18 protein-coding genes are annotated in these 19,930 nt (G+C 65.7%); 1 reads left to right on the top strand and 17 read right to left on the bottom strand.

What is annotated here, in order from left to right; translation table 11 throughout:
- Positions 1–20: 20 nt before the first annotated feature.
- The 11 genes from SE92_RS21985 to SE92_RS21935 form a co-directional block, all read right to left on the bottom strand.
- Positions 21–890: a fumarylacetoacetate hydrolase family protein gene (locus SE92_RS21985; RefSeq protein WP_063198305.1), complete on the bottom strand. Its 870-nt coding sequence runs from the start codon at positions 888–890 to the stop codon at positions 21–23.
- Positions 891–893: 3 nt separating this feature from the next.
- The gene (locus SE92_RS21980; RefSeq protein ID WP_063198303.1) at positions 894–1,553 is read right to left on the bottom strand and encodes a polysaccharide deacetylase family protein; all 660 of its coding nucleotides are present in this window, start codon (positions 1,551–1,553) and stop codon (positions 894–896) included.
- Positions 1,554–1,562: 9 nt separating this feature from the next.
- Positions 1,563–2,372 (bottom strand): ABC transporter permease, encoded by an 810-nt coding sequence (locus SE92_RS21975; RefSeq protein ID WP_063198301.1) that lies wholly within the window; start codon positions 2,370–2,372, stop codon positions 1,563–1,565.
- Between the two features lie 7 nt (positions 2,373–2,379).
- The gene (locus SE92_RS21970) at positions 2,380–3,186 is read right to left on the bottom strand and encodes an ABC transporter ATP-binding protein (RefSeq protein ID WP_063203694.1); all 807 of its coding nucleotides are present in this window, start codon (positions 3,184–3,186) and stop codon (positions 2,380–2,382) included.
- Positions 3,165–3,920: an ABC transporter permease gene (locus SE92_RS21965; RefSeq protein ID WP_063198299.1), complete on the bottom strand. Its 756-nt coding sequence runs from the start codon at positions 3,918–3,920 to the stop codon at positions 3,165–3,167. The genes SE92_RS21970 and SE92_RS21965 overlap by 22 nt, the downstream gene beginning before the upstream one ends.
- A gap of 5 nt (positions 3,921–3,925) precedes the next feature.
- Positions 3,926–4,888, bottom strand: a complete 963-nt coding sequence (locus SE92_RS21960; protein WP_063198297.1) for an ABC transporter substrate-binding protein — start codon at positions 4,886–4,888, stop codon at positions 3,926–3,928.
- Positions 4,889–4,936: 48 nt separating this feature from the next.
- Positions 4,937–5,644, bottom strand: a complete 708-nt coding sequence (locus SE92_RS21955; RefSeq protein WP_245324664.1) for a GntR family transcriptional regulator — start codon at positions 5,642–5,644, stop codon at positions 4,937–4,939.
- Positions 5,645–5,770: 126 nt separating this feature from the next.
- Complete coding sequence (locus SE92_RS21950) at positions 5,771–6,637, bottom strand: hypothetical protein (RefSeq protein ID WP_063203693.1); 867 nt, start codon at positions 6,635–6,637, stop codon at positions 5,771–5,773.
- A gap of 131 nt (positions 6,638–6,768) precedes the next feature.
- A complete protein-coding gene (locus tag SE92_RS21945) occupies positions 6,769–7,077 on the bottom strand; it encodes a HigA family addiction module antitoxin (RefSeq protein ID WP_063198289.1) in 309 nt (102 codons plus the stop codon).
- Between the two features lie 950 nt (positions 7,078–8,027).
- The gene (locus SE92_RS21940; protein WP_063198287.1) at positions 8,028–10,475 is read right to left on the bottom strand and encodes an adenylate/guanylate cyclase domain-containing protein; all 2,448 of its coding nucleotides are present in this window, start codon (positions 10,473–10,475) and stop codon (positions 8,028–8,030) included.
- Positions 10,476–10,685: 210 nt separating this feature from the next.
- Positions 10,686–12,776 carry an AsmA family protein gene (locus SE92_RS21935; protein ID WP_063198285.1) on the bottom strand — a complete coding sequence of 697 codons (2,091 nt, stop codon included), beginning with the start codon at positions 12,774–12,776 and terminating at the stop codon, positions 10,686–10,688.
- Between the two features lie 247 nt (positions 12,777–13,023).
- Between SE92_RS21935 and SE92_RS21930 the strand changes: the two genes are divergently transcribed.
- A complete protein-coding gene (locus SE92_RS21930) occupies positions 13,024–13,698 on the top strand; it encodes a Crp/Fnr family transcriptional regulator (protein ID WP_063198283.1) in 675 nt (224 codons plus the stop codon).
- Positions 13,699–13,700: 2 nt separating this feature from the next.
- On the opposite strand, the gene SE92_RS37565 is transcribed toward SE92_RS21930, so the two are convergent.
- The 6 genes from SE92_RS37565 to SE92_RS21900 all read right to left on the bottom strand — a co-directional run.
- Positions 13,701–14,066, bottom strand: a complete 366-nt coding sequence (locus SE92_RS37565) for a DUF5615 family PIN-like protein (RefSeq protein ID WP_063198282.1) — start codon at positions 14,064–14,066, stop codon at positions 13,701–13,703.
- Positions 14,063–14,302: a DUF433 domain-containing protein gene (locus tag SE92_RS21920; RefSeq protein ID WP_063198280.1), complete on the bottom strand. Its 240-nt coding sequence runs from the start codon at positions 14,300–14,302 to the stop codon at positions 14,063–14,065. The genes SE92_RS37565 and SE92_RS21920 overlap by 4 nt, the downstream gene beginning before the upstream one ends.
- Positions 14,303–14,362: 60 nt before the next feature.
- A complete protein-coding gene (locus tag SE92_RS21915) occupies positions 14,363–17,512 on the bottom strand; it encodes an efflux RND transporter permease subunit (protein WP_063198279.1) in 3,150 nt (1,049 codons plus the stop codon).
- Positions 17,512–18,441: an efflux RND transporter periplasmic adaptor subunit gene (locus SE92_RS21910; protein WP_063198277.1), complete on the bottom strand. Its 930-nt coding sequence runs from the start codon at positions 18,439–18,441 to the stop codon at positions 17,512–17,514. The genes SE92_RS21915 and SE92_RS21910 overlap by 1 nt, the downstream gene beginning before the upstream one ends.
- A gap of 159 nt (positions 18,442–18,600) precedes the next feature.
- On the bottom strand, positions 18,601–19,275 hold the full coding sequence (locus SE92_RS21905; RefSeq protein ID WP_063198275.1) for an OmpA family protein: 675 nt from the start codon (positions 19,273–19,275) through the stop codon (positions 18,601–18,603).
- 146 nt (positions 19,276–19,421) lie between these two features.
- The coding region (locus tag SE92_RS21900) for a tetratricopeptide repeat protein (protein ID WP_157095930.1) at positions 19,422–19,930 on the bottom strand (509 nt) is incomplete at its 5' end.

The following is a 19,930-nucleotide window of genomic DNA, read 5'->3' as shown; positions in this document are numbered from 1 at the left end:
TTGTTGTTGAGCCCAGCCGTTCAGGCCGCCCGCGTTGCCGCGACTGAACTCTCGTCCTTGACGGGATTGCGCAGGATGCCGATGCCGGAGATCTCGATCTCGACGACGTCGCCGCCCTTCATCCACAGCGGCGGGGTGCGATAGGCGCCCACGCCGCCGGTGGTGCCCGTGACGATGACGTCGCCGGGCACCAGCTCGGTGAAGGTCGAGCAATAGGCGATCAGGGCCGGCACGTCGAAGACGAGATCGGAGATCGGCGCCTTCTGCACCTCGACGCCGTTGAGCCGGGTGATCAGCGTCTGCTTGGTGACGTCGGTCAATTCGTCGGTCGTCACCATCCAGGGCCCGAAGCCGCCGGTCCCGGCAAAATTCTTGCCCGGCGCGAATTGCGAGGTGTGGCGCTGCCAGTCGCGGATGCTGCCGTCATTGTAGCAGGAATAGCCGGCGACATGGCCGAGCGCGGCCTCGCGCGAGATGCGGCGGCCGACCTTGCCGATGATGACGGCCATCTCGCCCTCATAGTCGAAACGCTCGGATTCCAGCGGCCGGATCATCGGCTGGCCATGGCCAACCTGGCTGTTGGCGAAGCGGGTGAAGATCATCGGATGCGCCGGCGTCGGATGGCCGCTCTCGGCCAGATGCGTGGCGTAGTTGACGCCGATGCAAAAGATCTTGTCCGGGTCAGGGATGGTCGGCAGCAGCGCAACGTCGGCAAGCGCATAGTCGGGTGTCTCGGCGGCGAGCTTCTTCAACTCGTCGAGCGATCCCTTCGCCAGCAGCGCCTTCAGCGTCGGAGTGGCCTTCAGACGCTTGCCGGCATCGATGACGCCCTTGTCGGTGACGATGCCGTAGCTCGCGGTGCCGGCGGTGGTGAAGCTTGCAACTTTCATCGGTCAAACACTCTCTTCGATGGAGGAAACATAGTCGTTGATCGGAAGCGCGATCTCGCCGCCCCGGATCGGAACGCAGGCTGGCGGGAAGTCCTGGCGGAAGCGGGCGCCGGCTTCTTCCGCGCGGTCGAGGAAGCGTTCCAGATGGGCCATCGCGCCGGTCGGCAGATCGTGCAGCACCATCAAGGTCCAGGGCTGCCGGCTGCATTGATCGAGCGCGCGTGCGGTCCAGCCGTCGGGGTCGTCCCAGTCGCGGGGGATGGAGTTCCAGAGCACGCAGCTGTGTCTGTTGCGGGTGAGATAGTCGACGACCGACGGCTTGAGCAGCCGCCGGTCCAGATTGCCGCCGCCACCGAACGGCCGGAACCAGCGGGCGGGATGGGCGAGGTCGCCGATCTGGTCCTGCGTGCGGCCGATCTCGCGCTCCGCGGTGTCGCGCCCCGCTTGCTCGCCGAGCGGAATACTGTGCGTAAAAGTGTGGTTGCCGATCCAGTGCCCCTCGCCATGCGCACGCGCCGCGAGGCGGCGCCGTGCGGGATCGGCAAGCTTCTCGCCGATGACGAAGAAGGTGGTCTTGATCCCGCGCTCGCGGAGGATATCGAGCACGCGCGGCGTCACGTCGGGATCGGGGCCGTTGTCGAAGGTCAGGGTCAGATCGTACACGCCGATACCTCAGGTCGCCGGCTGCATCGCGCCAGATGCAACCTCGTCATTGGCCTGACCGGCACGGGTGCCGGTCTGCCAGATCGCGGCCTTGCGCTCGATCCAGCGGATCACCGCGTTGAAGCCGATCGCGAGGAACAGCACGAGCAGCACGCCGGCGAACACATGCGCGCTGTCGAGGATGGTGCGGTAGCGCGAAATGAGATAGCCGATGCCGGCCGACGAGATCAGCATCTCCGAGACGACGACGCCGACGATGACCAGCGCGCCGCCGACACGCAGGCCCGACAGCACCGTCGGAATCGCGGCCGGGATGATGACGCGGACCAGCCGCTGGCTCAGCGTCGCGCCCATGCTGCGCGCGGCGAGCAGCAGCTGCGGATCGATGGTCTGGATGCCGGCAGCGGTCGCGAGCATCGTCGGCAGGAAGCCGTAGATCGAGGCGAAGGCGATCTTGGATTCCGAGCCGATGCCGAGCCACACCGTGAAGACGGGATAGAGGATCACCAGCGGCACCGCATAGAGGCTCGACACCATCGGCATGATCAGGACACGCGGGCGCGGCAGGCTGCCGACGATGGCACCGAGCAGGATGCCGCCGCCGCAGGCGAACGCCATGGAGACCACGACCTCGTAGAGCGTAACCGCCAGCGCATGACCGTATTCACCCGCATCGGTCCATCCCGCGATCAGCGTGGACGAGAGGGACGGCAGGAAAAGCTCGGGAATCAGCCCGGTGCGCGGCAGCAGCTCCCACAGCGCGATCAGACCGATCACGATCAGCAGTCGCAGCGTCTTTGCACTGATCCTGGCGCTCATCGCCGCCTCACGCCGATTTGCGGATGTGCCGCCAGATGCGGTCGCGCAAGCTGCCGAACGCATCGCCGCTGAGCATCTCGTAGGTGCGGGGCCGCGGCAGCTGGACCTGAAGATGATCCACGATGCGGCCGGGCCGCGCCGACATCACGATCACCTCGTCGGCGAGATAGACGGCTTCGGTGAGGCTGTGCGTGACGAACACGACGGTCTTGCCGGTCGCAGCCCAGATCCGCAGCAGTTCGTCGCCCATGGTCATGCGGGTCTGCTCGTCGAGCGCTGCGAACGGCTCGTCCATCAGCAGCACCGGCGGATCCTGAACCAGCCCGCGCGCGATCGAGACGCGCTGCTTCATGCCGCCCGAGAGCTCGTGCGGATGGCGCTTGCCGAAACCGTCGAGCCCGACCAGCTTGAGCGCGTCCTGTGCCTTGGCGCGGCGCTCCGCCTTGGGCACGCCGCGCAGCGCCAGCGGAAACTCGACATTGTCCTCGGCCGTCAGCCAGGGAAACAGGCTCGCTTCCTGGAACACCACGCCGACCCTGTCGGGATCGGGTTGCAGGATCGGTGCGCCGCTGATGGTGATGGTGCCCGCGGTCTGCTGGCGCAGGCCCGCCATCATCATCAGGAGCGTGGACTTGCCGCAGCCGCTCGGGCCGACCAGCACGACGAAGCGGCCGGGCTTGACCTCGAGCGAGACGTCCTCGAGCGCGACGACGTCCTGCGACCGGGTCTTGAAGACCTGGCCGACATTCTTCACCTCGATCGCGCCGGCGCGCGCGGCGGGCTTCAATTGGGTCACGTTCGCCAATGGCTGCATCGCGTTTCCACCCATCTGACAAGTTCGTTGAAGGTCATGGCGATCGCGGCGACCATCACGACGCCGGCGAGAAGCTGCTTCATCTGGAAATTCTCGCCCCAGGTCGCGATCTGGTGGCCGATGCCGTCGCGCGAGGCGTACATCTCGGCGAGGATCACGCCGGTGAGGTTGAAGATCATGGAGATTCGCAATGCTTCCAGCAGCACCGGCAGCATGCTCGGCAAGTAAACGCGGAGCGCGGTCTGCCACGGCGTGGCGCCATAGGAGCGCGCCACCGTGAGATGCTCGACCTTGACCGATTCCACCGCCGTCGTGGTCGACATGATCACGATGAAGATCGTGGAGAAGAAGCCGAAGCCGACCTTCTGGGCAAAGCCGACGCCGAACACCAGGATGAACATCGGCAGGAAGATCGATTTCGGGATGCTGAAGGCGAAGAACAGCAGCGGCTTGGCGACGTCGGCGAAATAGCGGTTCTCCGCGACCAGGAAGCCGATCAGCGTGCCGACGGGAACGGCCAGCGCGAACGCCGTCAGCACCTCGGTCGCGGTCACCATCAAGTCCTTCTGCACCGCCGCGCGTTGCAGGAGATCGCCGAGCGTTGCGAACGTGTCGGACGCGGGCGGCAGCAGGCGCGGGTTGACGATGCCGGTGCGCGACAGCAGCTCCCACAGCGCCAGGATCGCGACGATGATCGCGATCCGTGCGAGGTTGACGAGAAGCGTGCCCTGCATCGCGATTACTTGGTCGGGACCGGCTTGAACTTGGTCGAGATCACGTCCTCGGCCGGCACGATGTCCTTGAGCCCGCCGAGCTTGGCGAGATCGAGCGAGAGCTGCACGGCGTCCTTGACGTTGGCCGCGCCCATGTCGCCGCTGGTCTCGAGCTTCATGATGGTGTTGTCGTATTCGAGGGCGGCGATCTCAGGCGGCATCTCGTAGAGCTCGGCGATCAGCTTGACGGTGATTTCGCGGTTGGCGCGCATGAACGCGACCGCGCCATAGAGCGCGTTCACCGCCTTCTGCACCAGCTGGGGCTTGGCCTCGGCGAGCTTGTCGAGCACGATCCACCCTGCGGTGAGATTCGGCGGCACTGCGGCCGAATAGTCGAGGATGGTCTTGGCTTCGCCGGATTTCGCGATCTGGAAGCTCAGCGGCGAATAGACCACGGCTGCCTCGACGTTGCCGGCAAGCAGGTTCGGCACCAGGCCGCCGCCGCCGACGGGCACGCGCGTAAAATCGATCTTCTTGTCCTGGATGGTCCACAGCGCCAGCAGGTCCGAGCCGGAGCCGGCCGCGGTGATCGCCACCTTCTTGCCGTTGAGGTCCTTGACCTCGAGCGTCGATTTCACCGGCACCATCAGCTGCCAGCCGAAATTGCCCATCGCGGCGTTGGCGACGATGCGCGACATCACGCCCTTCTTGCGCCCGGCGGAGACCAGCGACGGCGGATCGAGGATGATGTCGGCAGCGCCGGCCGCCATGCCCTCGAAGGTCTCGGCGCCGCTGCGATAGATGGTCAGCTCGGCCTGGATGCCTTCCTTCTCGAACAGCTTTTGCCGCACCGCCGTCTCGGCGATCGTCGTCGGCCAGTAGGTCTTGGTGGGCAGGCCGACGCGGATGGTGTCGGCGGCGCTCGCAGGGCCGGCCAGCATGGTGGCGGCAACGAGCGACATAAACGCGTGGCGTCGATTGATCTTCATTGTTCTCTCCCGGTTCTGTTTTTTTACGTGCCGGATTGTTCCGGATCGTCAAATCGTGCGGCTCACCTCCGCAATGCGCGAGGCGGCGAGCTCGACGAACTCCTTGGTGATGCCGAAATGCTTCGACAGGGCGCGAACCGCCGCGTCGGCATCGCGCTTGAGGACGGCCGCGACGATCGCCTGATGCTCAGCCTCGATGTCGCGCGGCTTGGCGCCGACCTCGCGACGGATCGACAGACGGCGATATCGCTCGCTCTGCTCGTGCAGCACGTCGCGAAAGCCGAGCAGCCATGGCGAGCCGCAGGCGTTGACGAGCGCACGATGGAAGATGCGGTGGCGGATCACCCATTCCTCGTAATGCACCGTGGGATCATCGGGGTAGCGATAGGGAACGGCTTTCAGATCCGCCCACGCCGACTTCACCGAGCCGAGCCAGGACTCATCGCCCCGCTCGATCGAGCGGCGCAACGCGAGCCCCTCGATATCGATCCTGGTTTGCGTGACGTCGGCAAGATCGGCCAGCGACACCGGGCTGACGCGAAAACCGCGCTGGTCCGAGGCCTGCACCAGGCCGTCGGCGACGAGCCGCGACAGCGCCTCGCGCACCGCGGCAAGGCTGACCGAGAACTGCTTGGCGAGGCCGGCAATATGCAGCTTCTGCCCCGGCAGCAGCCGCGTCGCCAGAATGTCGGCGCGCAGCCGCTCATGCAGTGCCGAGGTCAGGCTGCGCGGACCATCCCCCGGACTTCCGGACATGTCGAACTGAAGCGGACCCATAGCGTGATGATCGCAAGGGCCCGCGCCGAGGTCAACAGAAAATCGAAAATCGATTTTTTGCCGCGCGCTGGTTGAGCTTTTGCAGTCTTGGCACGCTCGACGCGATCACCCGCACGCCCAGTCGAACGTCATATCCTTGAAGTCGAGCTGCGCGTTGCCAGTGCCGAAATTGTAGCCGCCGAGATATTCCTCGAACTCGATGTAGAACGGGCTCATCTCCGGCACCGCCTGGCACGGCCGCATGGTGCCGCCGAGATGATCGCGCGCGTGATCCCTGGCCCAGTCGTGGAGGCGGTAATTCTCGGGACTCGGGACGCCGCCGACAAAGTAATAATAGGGCTGATAGTCGCTCGGCGGGGTGCGCGGAAAGTGCGGGTCCTGCGGGGCCTTGCCGGCATTGGGATCGGTCGCGCGCGGCACCAGGGCGATTCCGAGGTTCTCCGTCAGATCGGCGCGCGGAGGGCCCGCGAACATTTTCTGCGCAAAGAGCGCGGCGGCTCCGTAGAAAGCGCTGGCGCCGCCGACATCGAGCCAGCGCGGACGCTCCGCCGTCGCCAGTGCCAGCGGCGCCGGCGGTGTCGCGAACGCGCCTTCGTACTCGCTTCTGGTCAGCAACAGCGCGGCAAATTCGTAGTCGAGGATGTCGGTCATTCGCGACAGACGGGGATGCGACGGCCGCGCCATCACGGCCTCGCGGATCTCGGGGCTATCGGTCGCGCCGCCGTCGGTGTGATCAGCCGGGGTACCGAAGAACGACAATGCGACGATGTCCTCGCCATGCACGCGATAATCCTCCGGCAGCAGCAGCGTGAAACCATGCATCAACGGATAGCCGGTGACGGGATCGAGCGGCCATTGCTCGCTCGAGATACCCGGCGGCAGCCCATACACCCAGCCCTGATCGCGCGCCCGGTCGGCCGGACGGTCGAGCATCTGCAGATCATAAGCGCGCGAAGGCAAGGCAAACGCCACGGGGCTCTCCATCGAATCGCCTCGCCGTTGAGGCGAGGGTTGGTCGCGGGGAATGGGGATGGGGTTCGGGGGGCCCAATTGGATGCGCCGCCGCCCAGTCACCCGGTTTGCTGTAAAGCTCGCTGTGTGTGTCACGCCGCCGACGTCAGGGGCTGCGCCCGTTCGATCCGCTTGCGATTGCGCGCCGAATGCATCGCCGCCCACAAATCGGTTCGCCGCTGCGCGTTCAGCCAGAAGTCCGGACTGTTGCCGAAGACGCGGGCCAGGATCAGCGCGGTGGCCGCGGTGACGTTGCGGCGGTCGTTGCAGAGTTCGTTGACGTGCTTGCGCTGCACGCCCATGGCCTCGGCCAGCGCGCCCTGGGTCAGGCCCATCGGCTTCATGAATTCCTCGGTGAGGATTTCGCCGACCGTGGCCGGCTCGCGTTTCGTCATCAGCATAGGTCACCTGTAGCCGTGGTCGTCGAGATAGAGGTCGGTTGCCTCGCCGCGGGCACCGGGGTTCAGGGCGATCGGTCCGGAGTGGCGTGAGGGGGGCCTCCTGGGCCTTTTCTGCACTCTTTGCTGTCCCCGTAAGGGAGTCGCCACGGCTCGCCTTCTAAGGCACTTCTAACATCGAATTTTTGCCGACTCTAACCCATTGATCTCGCTGGCCGCGTCTACTGTGCATGGGGTTGTTTTCGAGATTTTGAGCAGGCCTGCTCTCGCCGCTCATTCGAATAATCCAAATTTCGCTTTACAAGAAAAACGACACACCCTATGCTGCCTCTCAACTCATCCCATGGTAAGGGACGGATCGCGATCGTCAGGGTTCGTGGGGTGAGGGGCGGTGGACGCGGGCGGTGTCGGCGCCAGATGCGGTCGCAGGGCGGGTAGTCCCCGTGAGCGACCAGCGGGCGCGTGTACGACGGCGCTGCCTACGTACGGCAAAATCGTGTGGTCGTGACGCCCGACATTCCGGCGTCAAGTCTTGCAGCGGTGCGATGTCCGACCGGACGGCGCATCCGATGAAAGCTGCAAGGCGACGGTGGCAACGGGAAATCGTCTCACCGGCGAGAGCGCGACATAAGCCGTTTCAACCATCGCGCAGGGAAGGCCGGGCATCCGGTCGCACCTGTTTCTCCCCTGTGAGCGACTATCACGCACTCATGCACAGGGGTCTTGCGGGTGCCAGCCGGTGCCCGGTCTTCCCTGCGCCCTTCCACTTCGAAGGGCGCTGTGACCCACGCAAAACCCGGGCGCCAAGCGCGGCGGGATCGCGAAACGTTGTCGGTGAGCGATACAAGGGCCCGTAGCCCGGATGGAGCGAAGCGCAATCCGGGATTGTCGTCGCTGGTCGCACGACCCGGATTTCGCTTCGCTCCATCCGGGCTACTGAACCGTCAAGGCAGCTATCCCCTTCGCCGCGCGACCGACGCATCGATCACGTTCTCGACTTCCTCGCGCCAATTCAAAATCTCCATCGCCAGCACGGGGTGGTTAAAACCCTTGAGCTGGAGATCGTCGAGCGCGCGGGCCTCGACCCAGGGCTCGACGATGCCGTAGACGCGGCGGCTGACCACGATCTGGTTCGGCTTGGCCTCGCCGCAAAGGCGCGAGGCGAGGTTGGTGACGCTGCCGATCGCGGCATATTCCAGCCGCTGCTCGAAGCCGACCTGGCCGAGCGTGGCATAGCCGACCGCAATGCCGATGCCGAAGCCGAGGCTGTGTCCGCGGTTGCGCCAGCGCTCGGTGAGCGGGCCGATGGTGTCGCGCATCTCCACCGCCATCTTCACGGCGCGCTTGGTGTGGTCCTCGAACTGGATCGGCGCGTTGAACAGGATCATCACGCCGTCGCCGGCATATTTGTCGAGCGTGCCCTCGTATTTGAAGATCAGCTTGCCGAGCGCGGCGTGATATTCGCGCAGCACGTTCATCGCCTCTTCCGGCTCGGTCGCTTCGGTGAACGCGGTGAAGCCGCGCAGATCGCAGAACACCACCGTCACCTCGCGGCGCTGGCTGGTGAGCAGTCCTTCGGGACTGTCCGAGGACGCGATCAATTGTGCCACCTGCGGTGCCAGGAAGCGCTCGAGCTTGCGGATGCGCTCGATCTCGCCGAGCTGGGTCTTGACGCGTTCCTCCAGCGACTTGTTCCAGTCCTTGAGTTGCTCGGTCTGCTGCTTGAGCTTGTCGGCCTGGGCGCGCACGGTCCCGTTCGCCGCCTCCAGCTCGCGGCCCTTGTGATCGACCTCGCTGAACAGGCGCGCATTGCGCATCGCCAGCACCGCCTGGTTGGCGAAGGTGCGCATCAGGCCGATGACGCTGGGCGCGAACTCGCCACTGGGACGGCGCAACACCACCAGCGAGCCGAGCGTGCCCTGCTGGTCGACCAGCGGCACGACCAGCACCGAGCGGAAGCCGGCGACGATCGCGGCCTCGCGCAGCGGCTGCTCGGCGGCCTGATCGAGATCGGCAAGCGCGATCGGCTCGCCGCTCCCGGCGGCATCGCTCAGGATGTTCTCGCCTTCGTCGATGCTCACATGCGCGCCGTCGGCGGATTTGTCGATGCCGTCAGCCTCGATCAGGTTGAAGCGGTGCTGCTCGGCGTCGAAGCCGTAGATCAGCACCGCGTCGGCATGGGTGATCTCGATCGCGCGCGCGGCGATCGTCGGCAGCACCGCGTTGAGATCGAGCGAGGAGGCGACGGCGCGGCCGACCTCCTCCAGCACTTTCAGCTCATTGATCGACTGCGCCAGATCGCGCGTGCGCTCCTCGACCTTGGTCTCGAGGTTCGAGTAGGTCTCCTGGATCTGGTCGGCCATGCTGTTGAACTGGCTGGCGAGGTCCTCCAGCTCGTCCGAGGTGTGCACGTCGATGCGGTGGCTGAAATCGCCCTCGCCGAGCTTGTGTGCGCCGTCGCGCAGCGCCGTGATCGGGATGATCATGCGGCGTGCCAGCAGCGTGCCGGCGAGGATCGCAACCATCAGGCCCATGCCAATCAGCAGGGCGATGCGCACCAGCTGGTCGCGGATCGGCATCAGGGCCTGCGTGGTCGGCTGCTCGAACAGCACGCTCCAGCCGAGCTTCGGCACGGTGCTCGCGGCGCTCATCACTGCATGGCCGTTGAAATCGGTGCCCGAATTGTCGCCCTCGTGGCCGGGTGCGATCGCGGCCGCGACCTGCGGCAGCTTCGACAGATCCTTGCCGACATCTGGCCCTTTCGACGACGTCGCCAGCACGCGGCCGCGCGGATCGACGACATAGGCAAAGGCGGCCTTGCCGACCTGCGCGTCGGACAGGAAGTCGGAGAGGAAGCTGAGATCGATCTCCGCCACGGTGACGCCGGCATTGAAGCCGGAATGCGCCACCGAGATCGACATCAAGGGTGTCCGGTCGGCGAACCAGGCCGGCGCATAGCTGACGCCGCGGGCGACCGTCTCGGTGAAGCGCATGTCGCGGGAGAGGTCAGCGTTGCTGCCGGTCGTGGTCGACTGGCGCGAGACGCGCAGCACCTCGCGGCCCTCGCCGTTGAGCTGGAACAGCTGGTTGACGACCGAGACCTGGTGCAGCAGCGAGGCGTAGTCGGCGCGACGCTTCTCGAGCGTGTCCTGGCTTGCCCGCGTCACCCAGCTGATCTGGCGATCGAGCTCCGAGATCGACTGCTCGATCCGCCGCGCGGTGCCTTGCGCCTTGTCCTCCAGGCCGTCGGTGAGCTGCGTCCTGGTGGCGCGGTAGGAGATCCAGGTCTCCATCGCACCGTTGACGGCGAGGACGAACACGACGAGGCCGACGAGGGAGACGACGTATTTGGCGAACAGGCCCTCGCGCAGAAACCGTCTCTTGTCGTTCGCTCCTGCCATCCCGATCCTCTCGCGCCGCCATCGACGCCGGCGCTGCGGGGTCCTTCTATCACAATTCGGGCCAAAGGGCCGCCGGGCAGCCGGCGTGGTTACTCGCCGTGGCAGGTAAAAAGGGACGGATTGCCCCTGCCTCCTCCGTTCGGAGGAAGCCGGAAGCGGGGCGGCTGGTGTAAGCGGATGGCCGTGGAGCCGAACTCGCCAATCCGCCCATCACCGGTTGAAAAGTTGCCGCAGCACATCGTTCATTGGCTGACTGTCCTGCTGCGCGACCGGCGGGTCGTCCATGGCTGGCGGCGCGGGCGAAGCCTGCGGCGCCGGTGCGGAGGGCGTAGCCGGCAGGCTGCGGCTGCGGCCGCTGCCTGGCGCGGCGCCGGTGCTGCTTCCCGCGCCATTGGACAGGCCCTGCTGAATCAAATTGCCGATCGCCGCTCCCAGCGGGCCGCCGAGCAGATCGCTCTGGCCCGGCTGCTGGGTCGGCGGATTGGCGTTTCCGGGCGCATTGCCGCCGCTCGGCGCGGTGGTGCCGCCGAGACCGAGATTGCCGAGATTGCTGCCAAGGCTGCCCAGGATGTTGCCGAGCCCGGCGCCGTCGGGGCCGAACAGGCCCTTGCCCATCTCGCGCAGCTTGGCATAGGCGGCATCGGGATTGTCCAGCATGCCGGCCATGTCGGGGTAGATCTTCGGCTGCGACCAGGGGCCGGTGATCATCACGGGAATGCCGAAGCCGACCGGCTCGTTGGCGCGGCCCTGGCCTTCGGTCGTCATCACCAGCTTCGGCTCGACGCGAAAACCCATCATCTTGGTGTCGAGCGCGATGGTGCCGGCGCCGGTGACGCGCACCAGCGGCCCGATCAAATTGAGATCGGTCGTCACCGCCTGCCCCTTGTCGATGCGGAACGAGGCCGAGAGCTGCGACAGATCCGTGCTTTGCTCCTGACCGGCGCTCTGGTTGTCCTGCCAGCCGGACAGCGTGCCCGATGTCAGCGAGCGGATCATCTGTGCGACGTTGATGCCGCGGATGGCGCCGTCCTGGAAATTGACGAAGGCAGTGCCCTGCATGTTCGCCATCAACGCGCGCTGGCTGGTCCCGGCGCTGCGCAAGGCGAGCTTGGCCTGCAGCTTGCCGTCGATGCGGTCGAATTCGGCAAGGCCCTGCAGCAGCGGCAGCGCGCGCACGCCGACGAGATCGGAATGCATCGCAAAGCTCGGCGCGCCGGTGGTCGCATCCAGGATCACCTCGCCCGAGACCTGGCCGCCATAGGCGCCGAGATTGGCGGTGCCGGCCTTCAGCACGCCGCCGGCGAGTTTTGCGTCGAGCGCCAGCGGCGCGATGCGCGTATCGCCGATCGCGGCCTCGTTCGCGGAGATCCTCACTTGCGCATCGACGTAGTTGAGCCCGGAGACGTCGATCGGCGCATTGCTCCAGGGCTGTCCGGACGCGCCCTCCGGCGTCTTCGCCAGCGGTACAGCCAGCCGCTGGAAGTCGAGGTCGACCTTCACCAGCGGCTTGCTCGCGATGTCGACCGAGGCCCAGCCGTTGAATGCGCCGTCGCCGAGCCGGCCATTCACACCGTTGATCATCACGACGTCGCCGTTCATCCGCATCTCGGCATGACCGGTGAGTTGCGACTTCAGCACGCTGGGCATGTCGATGGCGAAATCCACCGGGACCGTCGGCCGATCGCCGGGCGCAGCCGGCGTGGTTGCCTTGATGTCGAACTTGGTCGGGTGGTCGCCGACGCGCGCGGTGCCGGTGACATTGACCTTTCGGTCGCGGCCAATGACCGCGTCGGCGTTGATGGCGCTGATGCGGCCGTCGACACGGTCGCGCACGCGGGAGAATGCGACTTCGCCGTCATTGATCCTGACGCGGTCGATGGTCGCGCCACCGGCGTCGAGCGCGAGGGGCGGCTTCGAGGACGTTCCAGCATTCGGCAGCCGCTCACGCAGCAGCGGCTGGTAGATCACGGGACGGGTGACGACGAGTTCGCTGATCGCGGGGCGGCCCGACCACACGCTGGAGAGCGACATGTCGGCCTGCACGCTGTCGATAGTGAGGCGCGTGATGCCGCTGCGATCCCTGGGATCGGCAAGCGCGAGGTCGTTCAAGGTGACGTTCAACGTCGGCCACAGGCTGATCTTGGTGGTGCCGTCGATCGACAGCCGATAGCCGGTGGCGCTCTCGACCCGCGAGGCGATGGTCGAGGTCAGGAATCCCGACGGGATCCCGACCACCAGCAAGAGTGCGATCACGACGATGACGGCGGCCAAAGCGGCGCCGGCGAATTTCATGGCTCTCATCTCGACTTTCCAACGGCGGACAAACGGCGTCGAATCCCGCCGGCTGACCATCCTTCGCGTCCGAGTTTATCCCCGGACAGGAAGCGGCTCCAAGCGCGTAAAAATAGTCAGGGGGTGCTGCAAAGTTATGTGACTTATGACACACTTCCTCGACGCGGTTTTACGCGATCCTGCCGGTGATGGTTTCAAGCGATTTGCCCGAGACGACTGACAAGAAAACTGACCTGACGTTCACAAGGACATTGAAATGAGCAAGCAGGCCGAATTTGCGGTCATTCTGAAGATGAACGCCATGTTCGCGGATCTCGGGACAGACGAGCTCCAGCGGTTGTCCAACCTCTGTCACACCCAGCATCTGGGCAACGGCGAGGTGCTGTTCCAGAAGGGCGATCCCGGGGACGCGCTGTTCGGCGTGCGCCGCGGCCAGGTCCGCATCGAGACCGGCGCCTCCGACGGCAGCCGGCTGACGCTGAATTTCATGGGACCGGGCGACCTGTTCGGCGAGGTCGCGGTGCTCGACGGCCAGAACCGCACCGCGGACGCGACCGCGGGCGAGGCCAGCGAATTGTTCGTGCTGCGGCGCGAAGATTTTCTCGCCTTCCTCGAACGCGAGCCGAAGGTCGCGATCAAGATCATCGCATTGCTGTGCCAGCGCATCCGCTGGCAGAGCGAGCGCATGGAGGAGTCCATGCTGCAGCCGCTGCCGGTGCGCCTGGCGCGGCGGCTCTGCGCGCTCGCCGCCGATTTCGGTTCCGAGGTGCACATCTCGCAGGAGCAGCTCGGTGTCTTCGTCGGTGCCGCCCGCGAAAGCGTCAACCGTCAGCTGCAGGCCTGGCGCAAGGAGGCGATCTTGGATCTGCAGCGCGGCCGCATCTTGCTCAGGAACATGACCAAGCTGACCGCGATCGCGCGGAACGAGTAGAATCAAGCGATCGGGAGCCTGCGGCGGCGAACACGATCCCGGTCAACGGTGATGATGCTACCCTGAATTTCGTCCTCGGTCAGGGCAGACAGAATCTCTGCGAGTCGGGTCCGAACGCCCGCTTCTGTCCAGCTGCCGCCTCGGAAAAGAATGAGACTTGGGCTGTCGCTGCCCGCAGCGGCAATCAGTCGAGGATAGTCGAGGTCTGCGGTGACGACCGTACGAGTTTCTCGCCGGGCGCGTTCAATAATCTTAGAATCGCTCGCTGCATGAAGCCCTACCTCGGATGCATGGACGGCGTCGTGCCCCGTCTCCGTTAGCCAGCGCGACAGCGTTGGCGAGAGTGGCATGTCGATGAGGAACTTCACTTGGCCGGGACTGAGGGGTGCAACTCGACGGCCTCATCCTCAGCAAGGAAAGCCGCGTAGCGCAACGCTTCGTCGATGTCTTCACGTTCGAGATACGGGTAGTCGTTCAAGACGGATTCCCGGGTCTCGCCGGCCGCCAGCAGGCCGAGCAACCGTGCCACCGGGAAACGCAGCCCGCGAATACAGGGCTTGCCGGTGCAGACCACGGGGTCGATCGTGATGCGCGTAAACGTCATAAGTACAACATAGCGTCGGCGCCTGCCTTACGCCAGTGCGCGACCGCGGCCTTTCGAGCCTTACTCCGCCGCGGGGTGCACGATATTCTTCGGCGCTGGGCCCGCATGCGCGGCTGCCGCTCCGTGATGGTCGTCGGTGTCCGCATCCTCGCTGTGGACGATCAGCCGCTTGGCGAAGCGCCAAATCAGGGCGCCGAGATCGTCCATCACCATGAACATCGCGGGCACGAACACCAGCGACAGGATGGTCGAGAAGATCAGGCCGCCGATCACCGCGAGCGCCATCGGTGAGCGGAACTCGCCGCCGGCGCCGACCGCGAGTGCGCTCGGCATCATGCCCGCAGCCATCGCGATCGTGGTCATCACGATCGGGCGGGCGCGCTTCATGCCGGCGTCGATCATGGCCTCGTCGCGCGGCTTGCCGGCGTGGATCGCTTCGATCGCGAACTCCACCAGCATGATCGCGTTCTTGGTGACGATGCCCATCAGCATCAGGATGCCGATCCACACCGGCGTGGTCAGCTGCTTGCCGGTAAGCAGCAGGGCCGCGATGGCGCCGCCGATCGAGAGCGGCAGCGAGAACAGGATGGTGATCGGCTGCAGGAAGGTGCCGAACAGCAGCACCAGCACCGCATAGACCATCATCAGGCCGGCCGTGATCGCGGTGGCGAAGCCGTCGGACAGTTCGTTGAGGCTCTCGGCATCGCCGGAGGGCGAGACCTTCACGCCCTTCGGCCGGCTCTTCATCACCGGCAGGTCGTAGATCTTCTTGGTGGCGTCGCCGAGCGCGGCGGAGCCGACGAGGTCGGCCGCGACGGTCGCCTGCCGCTCGCGATCGTAGCGGTTGATGCTGGTCGGACCCTGGTCGAGCTTGACGTCGGCGATGACCGAGAGCGGCACGCCGCCCTTTTCGCCGTGCTCGCCGAGCGGCACGCGGAGCTGCTCCAGCGTCTTCAGATTGCCGCGCGCGGCATCCTCGAGCTGCACCCGGATCGGCACCAGGCGGTCACCGACGTCGAACTTGGCGAGCGCGGGTCCGACGTCGCCGATGGTGGCGACGCGGATGGTCTGCGACAGGCTTTCGGTGGAGACGCCGAGCCGCGCGGCAAGATCCGCGCGCGGTTCGACGCGCAGCTCGGGCCGTTCCAGCGTGGTTTCCGAGATCACGTTGGAGATGGTCGGAATCCGCTTCATCTGCGTCGCGAGCTCGCTCGCGAAGTTGTTGACGATGTTGGCGTCGACGCCGGTCACCACCAGCGAAATGGCGCGCAGGCCGTTCTCGTCGAGGAACCAGAAGCGGATGTCGGGGATGTTCTCCAGTTCCTGGCTGATCGAGAATTCCAGCTCGCGCTGGGTGATGTCGCGGGAATCCTTGGGCGTGTAGTTGATGATCAGAGCCGCGCGCCTGACTTCCTGCGTGCCGGGCGGAACGCGCCCGCCGTCGACGAAGATGCTCTTTACCTCGGGTCGCTTGCGCAGCCGCGCGACGATGTCCTCGGTGACCTTCTCGGTATAGGCGAGCTGGGTGCCCGGCGGCAGCTCGAGGGCCATCAGCGAGCGCGCGCTGTCCTGCGCCGGCAGGAAGCCCTGCGGCAGCAGCGTGATGCTCCAGATCGAGGCGGCGAAGACGCCGAAGCCGATCAGCACCGTGATGAAATAGTGCTTCACCGACCAGGCCACGATGCGGTGATAGGACCGCAAGATGCGGCCGGGCGGCGGTTCTTCGTGATGGCCGTGTTTGAGGAAGTAGGCGGCCAGCACCGGCGTGACGAAGCGCGCGGCGAGCAGCGAGAAGAACACTTGCACCGAGACGGTGATGCCGAACTGCTTGAAGAATTGTCCGGCAATGCCCGACATGAAGCTTGCGGGGGCGAAGATCGCGATGATGGTCAGCGAGATCGCGATCACCGCGAGGCCGATTTCGTCGGCGGCCTCGAGGGCGGCACGATAGGGCGATTTGCCCATGTTCATGTGCCGGACGATGTTCTCGATCTCGACGATGGCGTCGTCGACGAGAATACCCGTCGACAGCGTGATGGCGAGGAAGCTGACGAGGTTCAGCGAGAAGCCGAGCAGGTCCATCGCCCAGAACGCCGGGAAGATCGACAGCGGCAGCGAGATCGCGGCAATGATGGTGGCGCGCAGGTCGCGCAGGAACAACAGCACGATGACGACGGCGAGGATGGCGCCTTCGAACAGGGTGGAGATCGCCGCATGGTAATTGCCGTTGGTGTATTCGACCGAGGTGTCGATCACCTTCAGGTCGACGTCGGGATAGGCGGCCTTGAGCGCGTCGACGCGCTTCTGCACGGCCTCGGCCACCTTGACGTCGCTGGCGCCCTTGGAGCGCTTGATGCCGAGCGCGACGATCGGCTCGCCGTTGAAGCGGGCGAAGGTGCGGCGGTCTGCGATGGTGTCGGTGACGGTGCCGAGATCGTCGAGCCGGACCTCGCCGCCGCCGAACAGCGGGATCATGGTGCCGGCGAGGTCGCCCAGCGTCTTGGCGCCTGCGAGCGTGCGGATCGCCTGGTCGTTCTTGCCGATCTCGGCGCGGCCGCCGGCGACGTCGACATTGGTGCCGCGCAGGCTCTGGCTGACATTGACCGCGGTCAGGCCCATGGCCTGCAGGCGGTCCGGGTCGAGCGAGACCAGAATCTCGCGCTCGACACCGCCGATGCGCTCGACCTGGGCGACGCCGCGGACACCTTGCAGCGCGCGCTTGACCACGTCGTCGACGAAATAGGAGAGCTGCTCCGGCGTCTTGCCGGGCGAGATCGCGGCATAGGTGACGATCGGCAGGCCGATCACGTCGACGCGCTGGATCAGCGGCTCGGTGACGTTCTGCGGCAGGTTCGAGCGCACGCGCGTCACCGCGTCCTTGACGTCGTTGAGGGCGCGGTCGGTGTTGGTCTCCAGCGCGAACTGGATCGTGGTGACCGACACGCCGTCGGTGATCTGCGAGGTGATGTGCCGCACGCCCTCGACGCCGGAGACGGCGTCTTCGACCGTCTTGGTCACCTGCGATTCGAGCTCGGCGGGCGCCGCGCCGAACTGCGAGACCACGACCGAGATCACGGGAATGTCGGCCGACGGCAACCGCGTCACCGCGAGCTTGGTGAAAGACACCCAGCCGAGAACCAGGAGGATGATCGAGAAGACGACCGACGGCAGCGGATTACGGATCGACCATGCCGAGATATTGAGAGCCATCAGCGTACCCGCGTGCGATCGAGTTCATCGGCGAACATGGTTTTGATCTGGTCGCCGTCATGGAGCGAAGAGCCGGCATCGGCGACGACGATCTCGCCGACCTCCAGCCCTTCCAGGATTTCCGTGGCACTGTCGGACGAGAGTCCGACCCGCACCTTGCGCGTCTCGATGGTGTTGCCCTTGACGACCTGAATGGTGAGATGGTCGATCGCGGTCTTGGGGATCGAGACGCCGCAGCTGCGCTTGGCGTCGATCGAGGCACGGGCGAACACGCCGACCTTCAGCGACGGATTGTTGGTGACGCTGATGCGGACGCGGCCGAGCTGCGTGGCGCGGTCGATCTCGGGCGCAACCAGCCGGACCCGGCCGATCAGATCGGGCGCGTCGTCGCGGCTGATGCGCACGGTGGCGCCGGCGCTGAGCTTGGGCATGTGCACCGCCGGGACCTGGGCGTCGAGCTCGATCTCGTTGTTGACGGCGATGCGGAACATCGGGCCGGCCTGCGGGGAAGCGGGCGCGCCGACGATGGTGCGGACTTCCGTGACGAGGCCCGGCGCAGGCGCCTTCAGCGAGACCGGGCCTTGCGGACCGGGCCGCTGCGGCTGGCCCAGAATCTGCGGCGGCGCCGTGAGGCGCGCCAGCTCCTGGTTGTCGGCGACGATTGCGCCCTCGGTGACGAAGAGATCGGTGACCTTGGAGCCTTCCTGGTCGGCGATGACCACGGCCTCGCGGCGCGGCACGAAGAAGCCGGTCACGCGCACGAGGTCGGAGAAGCAGGCATTGGTCGACTTCGTCACGATGACGAGCGCCTCGCTCTGCGTCTCCTTCGGCTCGGGGCGCTTGCGATGCTCGAACAGATAATAGCCGACGCCGAGCGCGACGACGAACAGCACGGTTCCGGCGGGCTTGAGGTAGTTGGAAAGGTTCATCGCGGGCTCATCCTGGCCTGGCTCACGGCCATCCGCGCGCGGCCCATGAAAAGCGTTTCCCTGAAATAAAGCGGCGTCCCGCAAGGCTGCGGGACGCGCTCTGGAAGCAAGACTTTACACCACATCACGACTGGTCATTCCGAGGGATTGCGTCGTGCATCACTTCGATGCGGTGGTCTTGTTTTCCATGTTGACGACCTGCACGCGGCGGTTGGCTTCCGCCATCGGCTGGCTCGGATCCTTCAGCTTGCTCTTGCCGTAACCGACGGTGACGAGGTCGGTTGCGGAGATGCTGTATTTGTCGACGAGGTAGCGCTTGATCGCATCCGCGCGGCGCTCCGACAGGTCCTGGTTGTAGGCTTCGCCGCCGGCGGCGTCGGTGTGGCCGGCGACCACGAAGGTCGAGCCCTTGAGGTCGGGGCTGGTCAGCGCGCGGCCCAGCGCCTGCACGGATGGCATCGACTTGGCGCTGATATTGGCCGAGTTGTAGTCGAAGGTGATTTCGAGATCGATGTTCGGCTTGTCCTTGGCGACCGACGCGATCTCCTCGCGCTCGGTCGACGACAGCGAACGCGTCGAGCGGCCGCGAACGGACTGGATCAGCTTGGTCTCCGCCGCGTTCGGCGCGGGGTCGGCCTGCGGGGCGGCGATCGAGAGACCGCGGGTGAGAGGCTTCTTCTGCGCCGGCGCCAATGCGCGGACGATGTCGTCCTCGGTGACGTTCTTGCTGTTGCTTTCCTCGCCCGCGAAGGCGGACGAGGTCGGCAGCGACAGGGCGGCGCCGAGAGCGATGATGGACAGGATCGCGGTAAGTCCTTTTGCAGCCAACTTCATAGCCAGTCCCTCCTGAGCAGCCAGCTCGCGCGGTTCCAAAATTCCTGCAATGGCCCCCCGGAGAAGGCCGCCTGCGGCATCCGTTGGTTAGTCTTCCCTGGGCCATCAAGGGTTCGAGGCGCCGCCTGCCTCAATTCAAAAAAATACTAACGCACTCCGTAGCTTGCGAATTCCTGAACGATGTTCGGATCCATCGCCTTGGCATTGGCGATATCGAGTGCCCCTTCCTGGGCGGAGCCGTTGCGCTGCTTGGCGAGGCCGCGCCCATAGAGCGAGGAGGTCAGGCGCGGATTGATCTTCAGGGCCGCATCGAAATCGGCGATGGCATTCTTGACCGCGCCCGATTTGAGATTGACGAGCCCCCGGCTGTCCAGCGCATCGACGAAGTTCGGCCGCAGCCGCAGCGCCTCGTTGCAATCCTTCAGCGCGCCCTGGAGGTCGCCCACCACGGTGCGGGTCCAGCAGCGGTTGTTCAGCGCCTCGACATCCTTGGTGTTGATCCGGAGCGTGTCGTCGAAATCCTTGATGGCGAGGTTGTAGGCGCCCTTGCTGGCATAGACCTGGCCGCGCCGGTACAGCGCGTTCACGTCATCCGGATTGGCGGCAATCTTGGAAGTCAGGCTCTTGATCGTGGGATCGTCGGCCAGGGCGGCGG

Source organism: Bradyrhizobium sp. AT1, assembly GCF_001590795.1.
In the GTDB taxonomy this organism is placed as follows: Bacteria; Pseudomonadota; Alphaproteobacteria; order Rhizobiales; family Xanthobacteraceae; genus Bradyrhizobium.
Note: the sequence above shows the minus strand (reverse complement) of the source record. Positions and strands in the feature narration are given on the sequence as shown.

Bases quoted from the DNA above. Each gene is read 5' to 3' on its own strand.
- SE92_RS21985 (WP_063198305.1), bottom strand. From the start codon at position 890: ATGAAAGTTGCAAGCTTCACCACCGCCGGCACCGCGAGCTACGGCATC.
- SE92_RS21975 (WP_063198301.1), bottom strand. From the start codon at position 2,372: ATGAGCGCCAGGATCAGTGCAAAGACGCTGCGACTGCTGATCGTGATC.
- SE92_RS21970 (WP_063203694.1), bottom strand. From the start codon at position 3,186: ATGCAGCCATTGGCGAACGTGACCCAATTGAAGCCCGCCGCGCGCGCC.
- SE92_RS21965 (WP_063198299.1), bottom strand. From the start codon at position 3,920: ATGCAGGGCACGCTTCTCGTCAACCTCGCACGGATCGCGATCATCGTC.
- SE92_RS21960 (WP_063198297.1), bottom strand. From the start codon at position 4,888: ATGAAGATCAATCGACGCCACGCGTTTATGTCGCTCGTTGCCGCCACC.
- SE92_RS21955 (WP_245324664.1), bottom strand. From the start codon at position 5,644: ATGTCCGGAAGTCCGGGGGATGGTCCGCGCAGCCTGACCTCGGCACTG.
- SE92_RS21945 (WP_063198289.1), bottom strand. From the start codon at position 7,077: ATGCTGATGACGAAACGCGAGCCGGCCACGGTCGGCGAAATCCTCACC.
- SE92_RS21940 (WP_063198287.1), bottom strand. From the start codon at position 10,475: ATGGCAGGAGCGAACGACAAGAGACGGTTTCTGCGCGAGGGCCTGTTC.
- SE92_RS21935 (WP_063198285.1), bottom strand. From the start codon at position 12,776: ATGAGAGCCATGAAATTCGCCGGCGCCGCTTTGGCCGCCGTCATCGTC.
- SE92_RS21930 (WP_063198283.1), top strand. From the start codon at position 13,024: ATGAGCAAGCAGGCCGAATTTGCGGTCATTCTGAAGATGAACGCCATG.
- SE92_RS21920 (WP_063198280.1), bottom strand. From the start codon at position 14,302: ATGACGTTTACGCGCATCACGATCGACCCCGTGGTCTGCACCGGCAAG.
- SE92_RS21915 (WP_063198279.1), bottom strand. From the start codon at position 17,512: ATGGCTCTCAATATCTCGGCATGGTCGATCCGTAATCCGCTGCCGTCG.
- SE92_RS21910 (WP_063198277.1), bottom strand. From the start codon at position 18,441: ATGAACCTTTCCAACTACCTCAAGCCCGCCGGAACCGTGCTGTTCGTC.
- SE92_RS21905 (WP_063198275.1), bottom strand. From the start codon at position 19,275: ATGAAGTTGGCTGCAAAAGGACTTACCGCGATCCTGTCCATCATCGCT.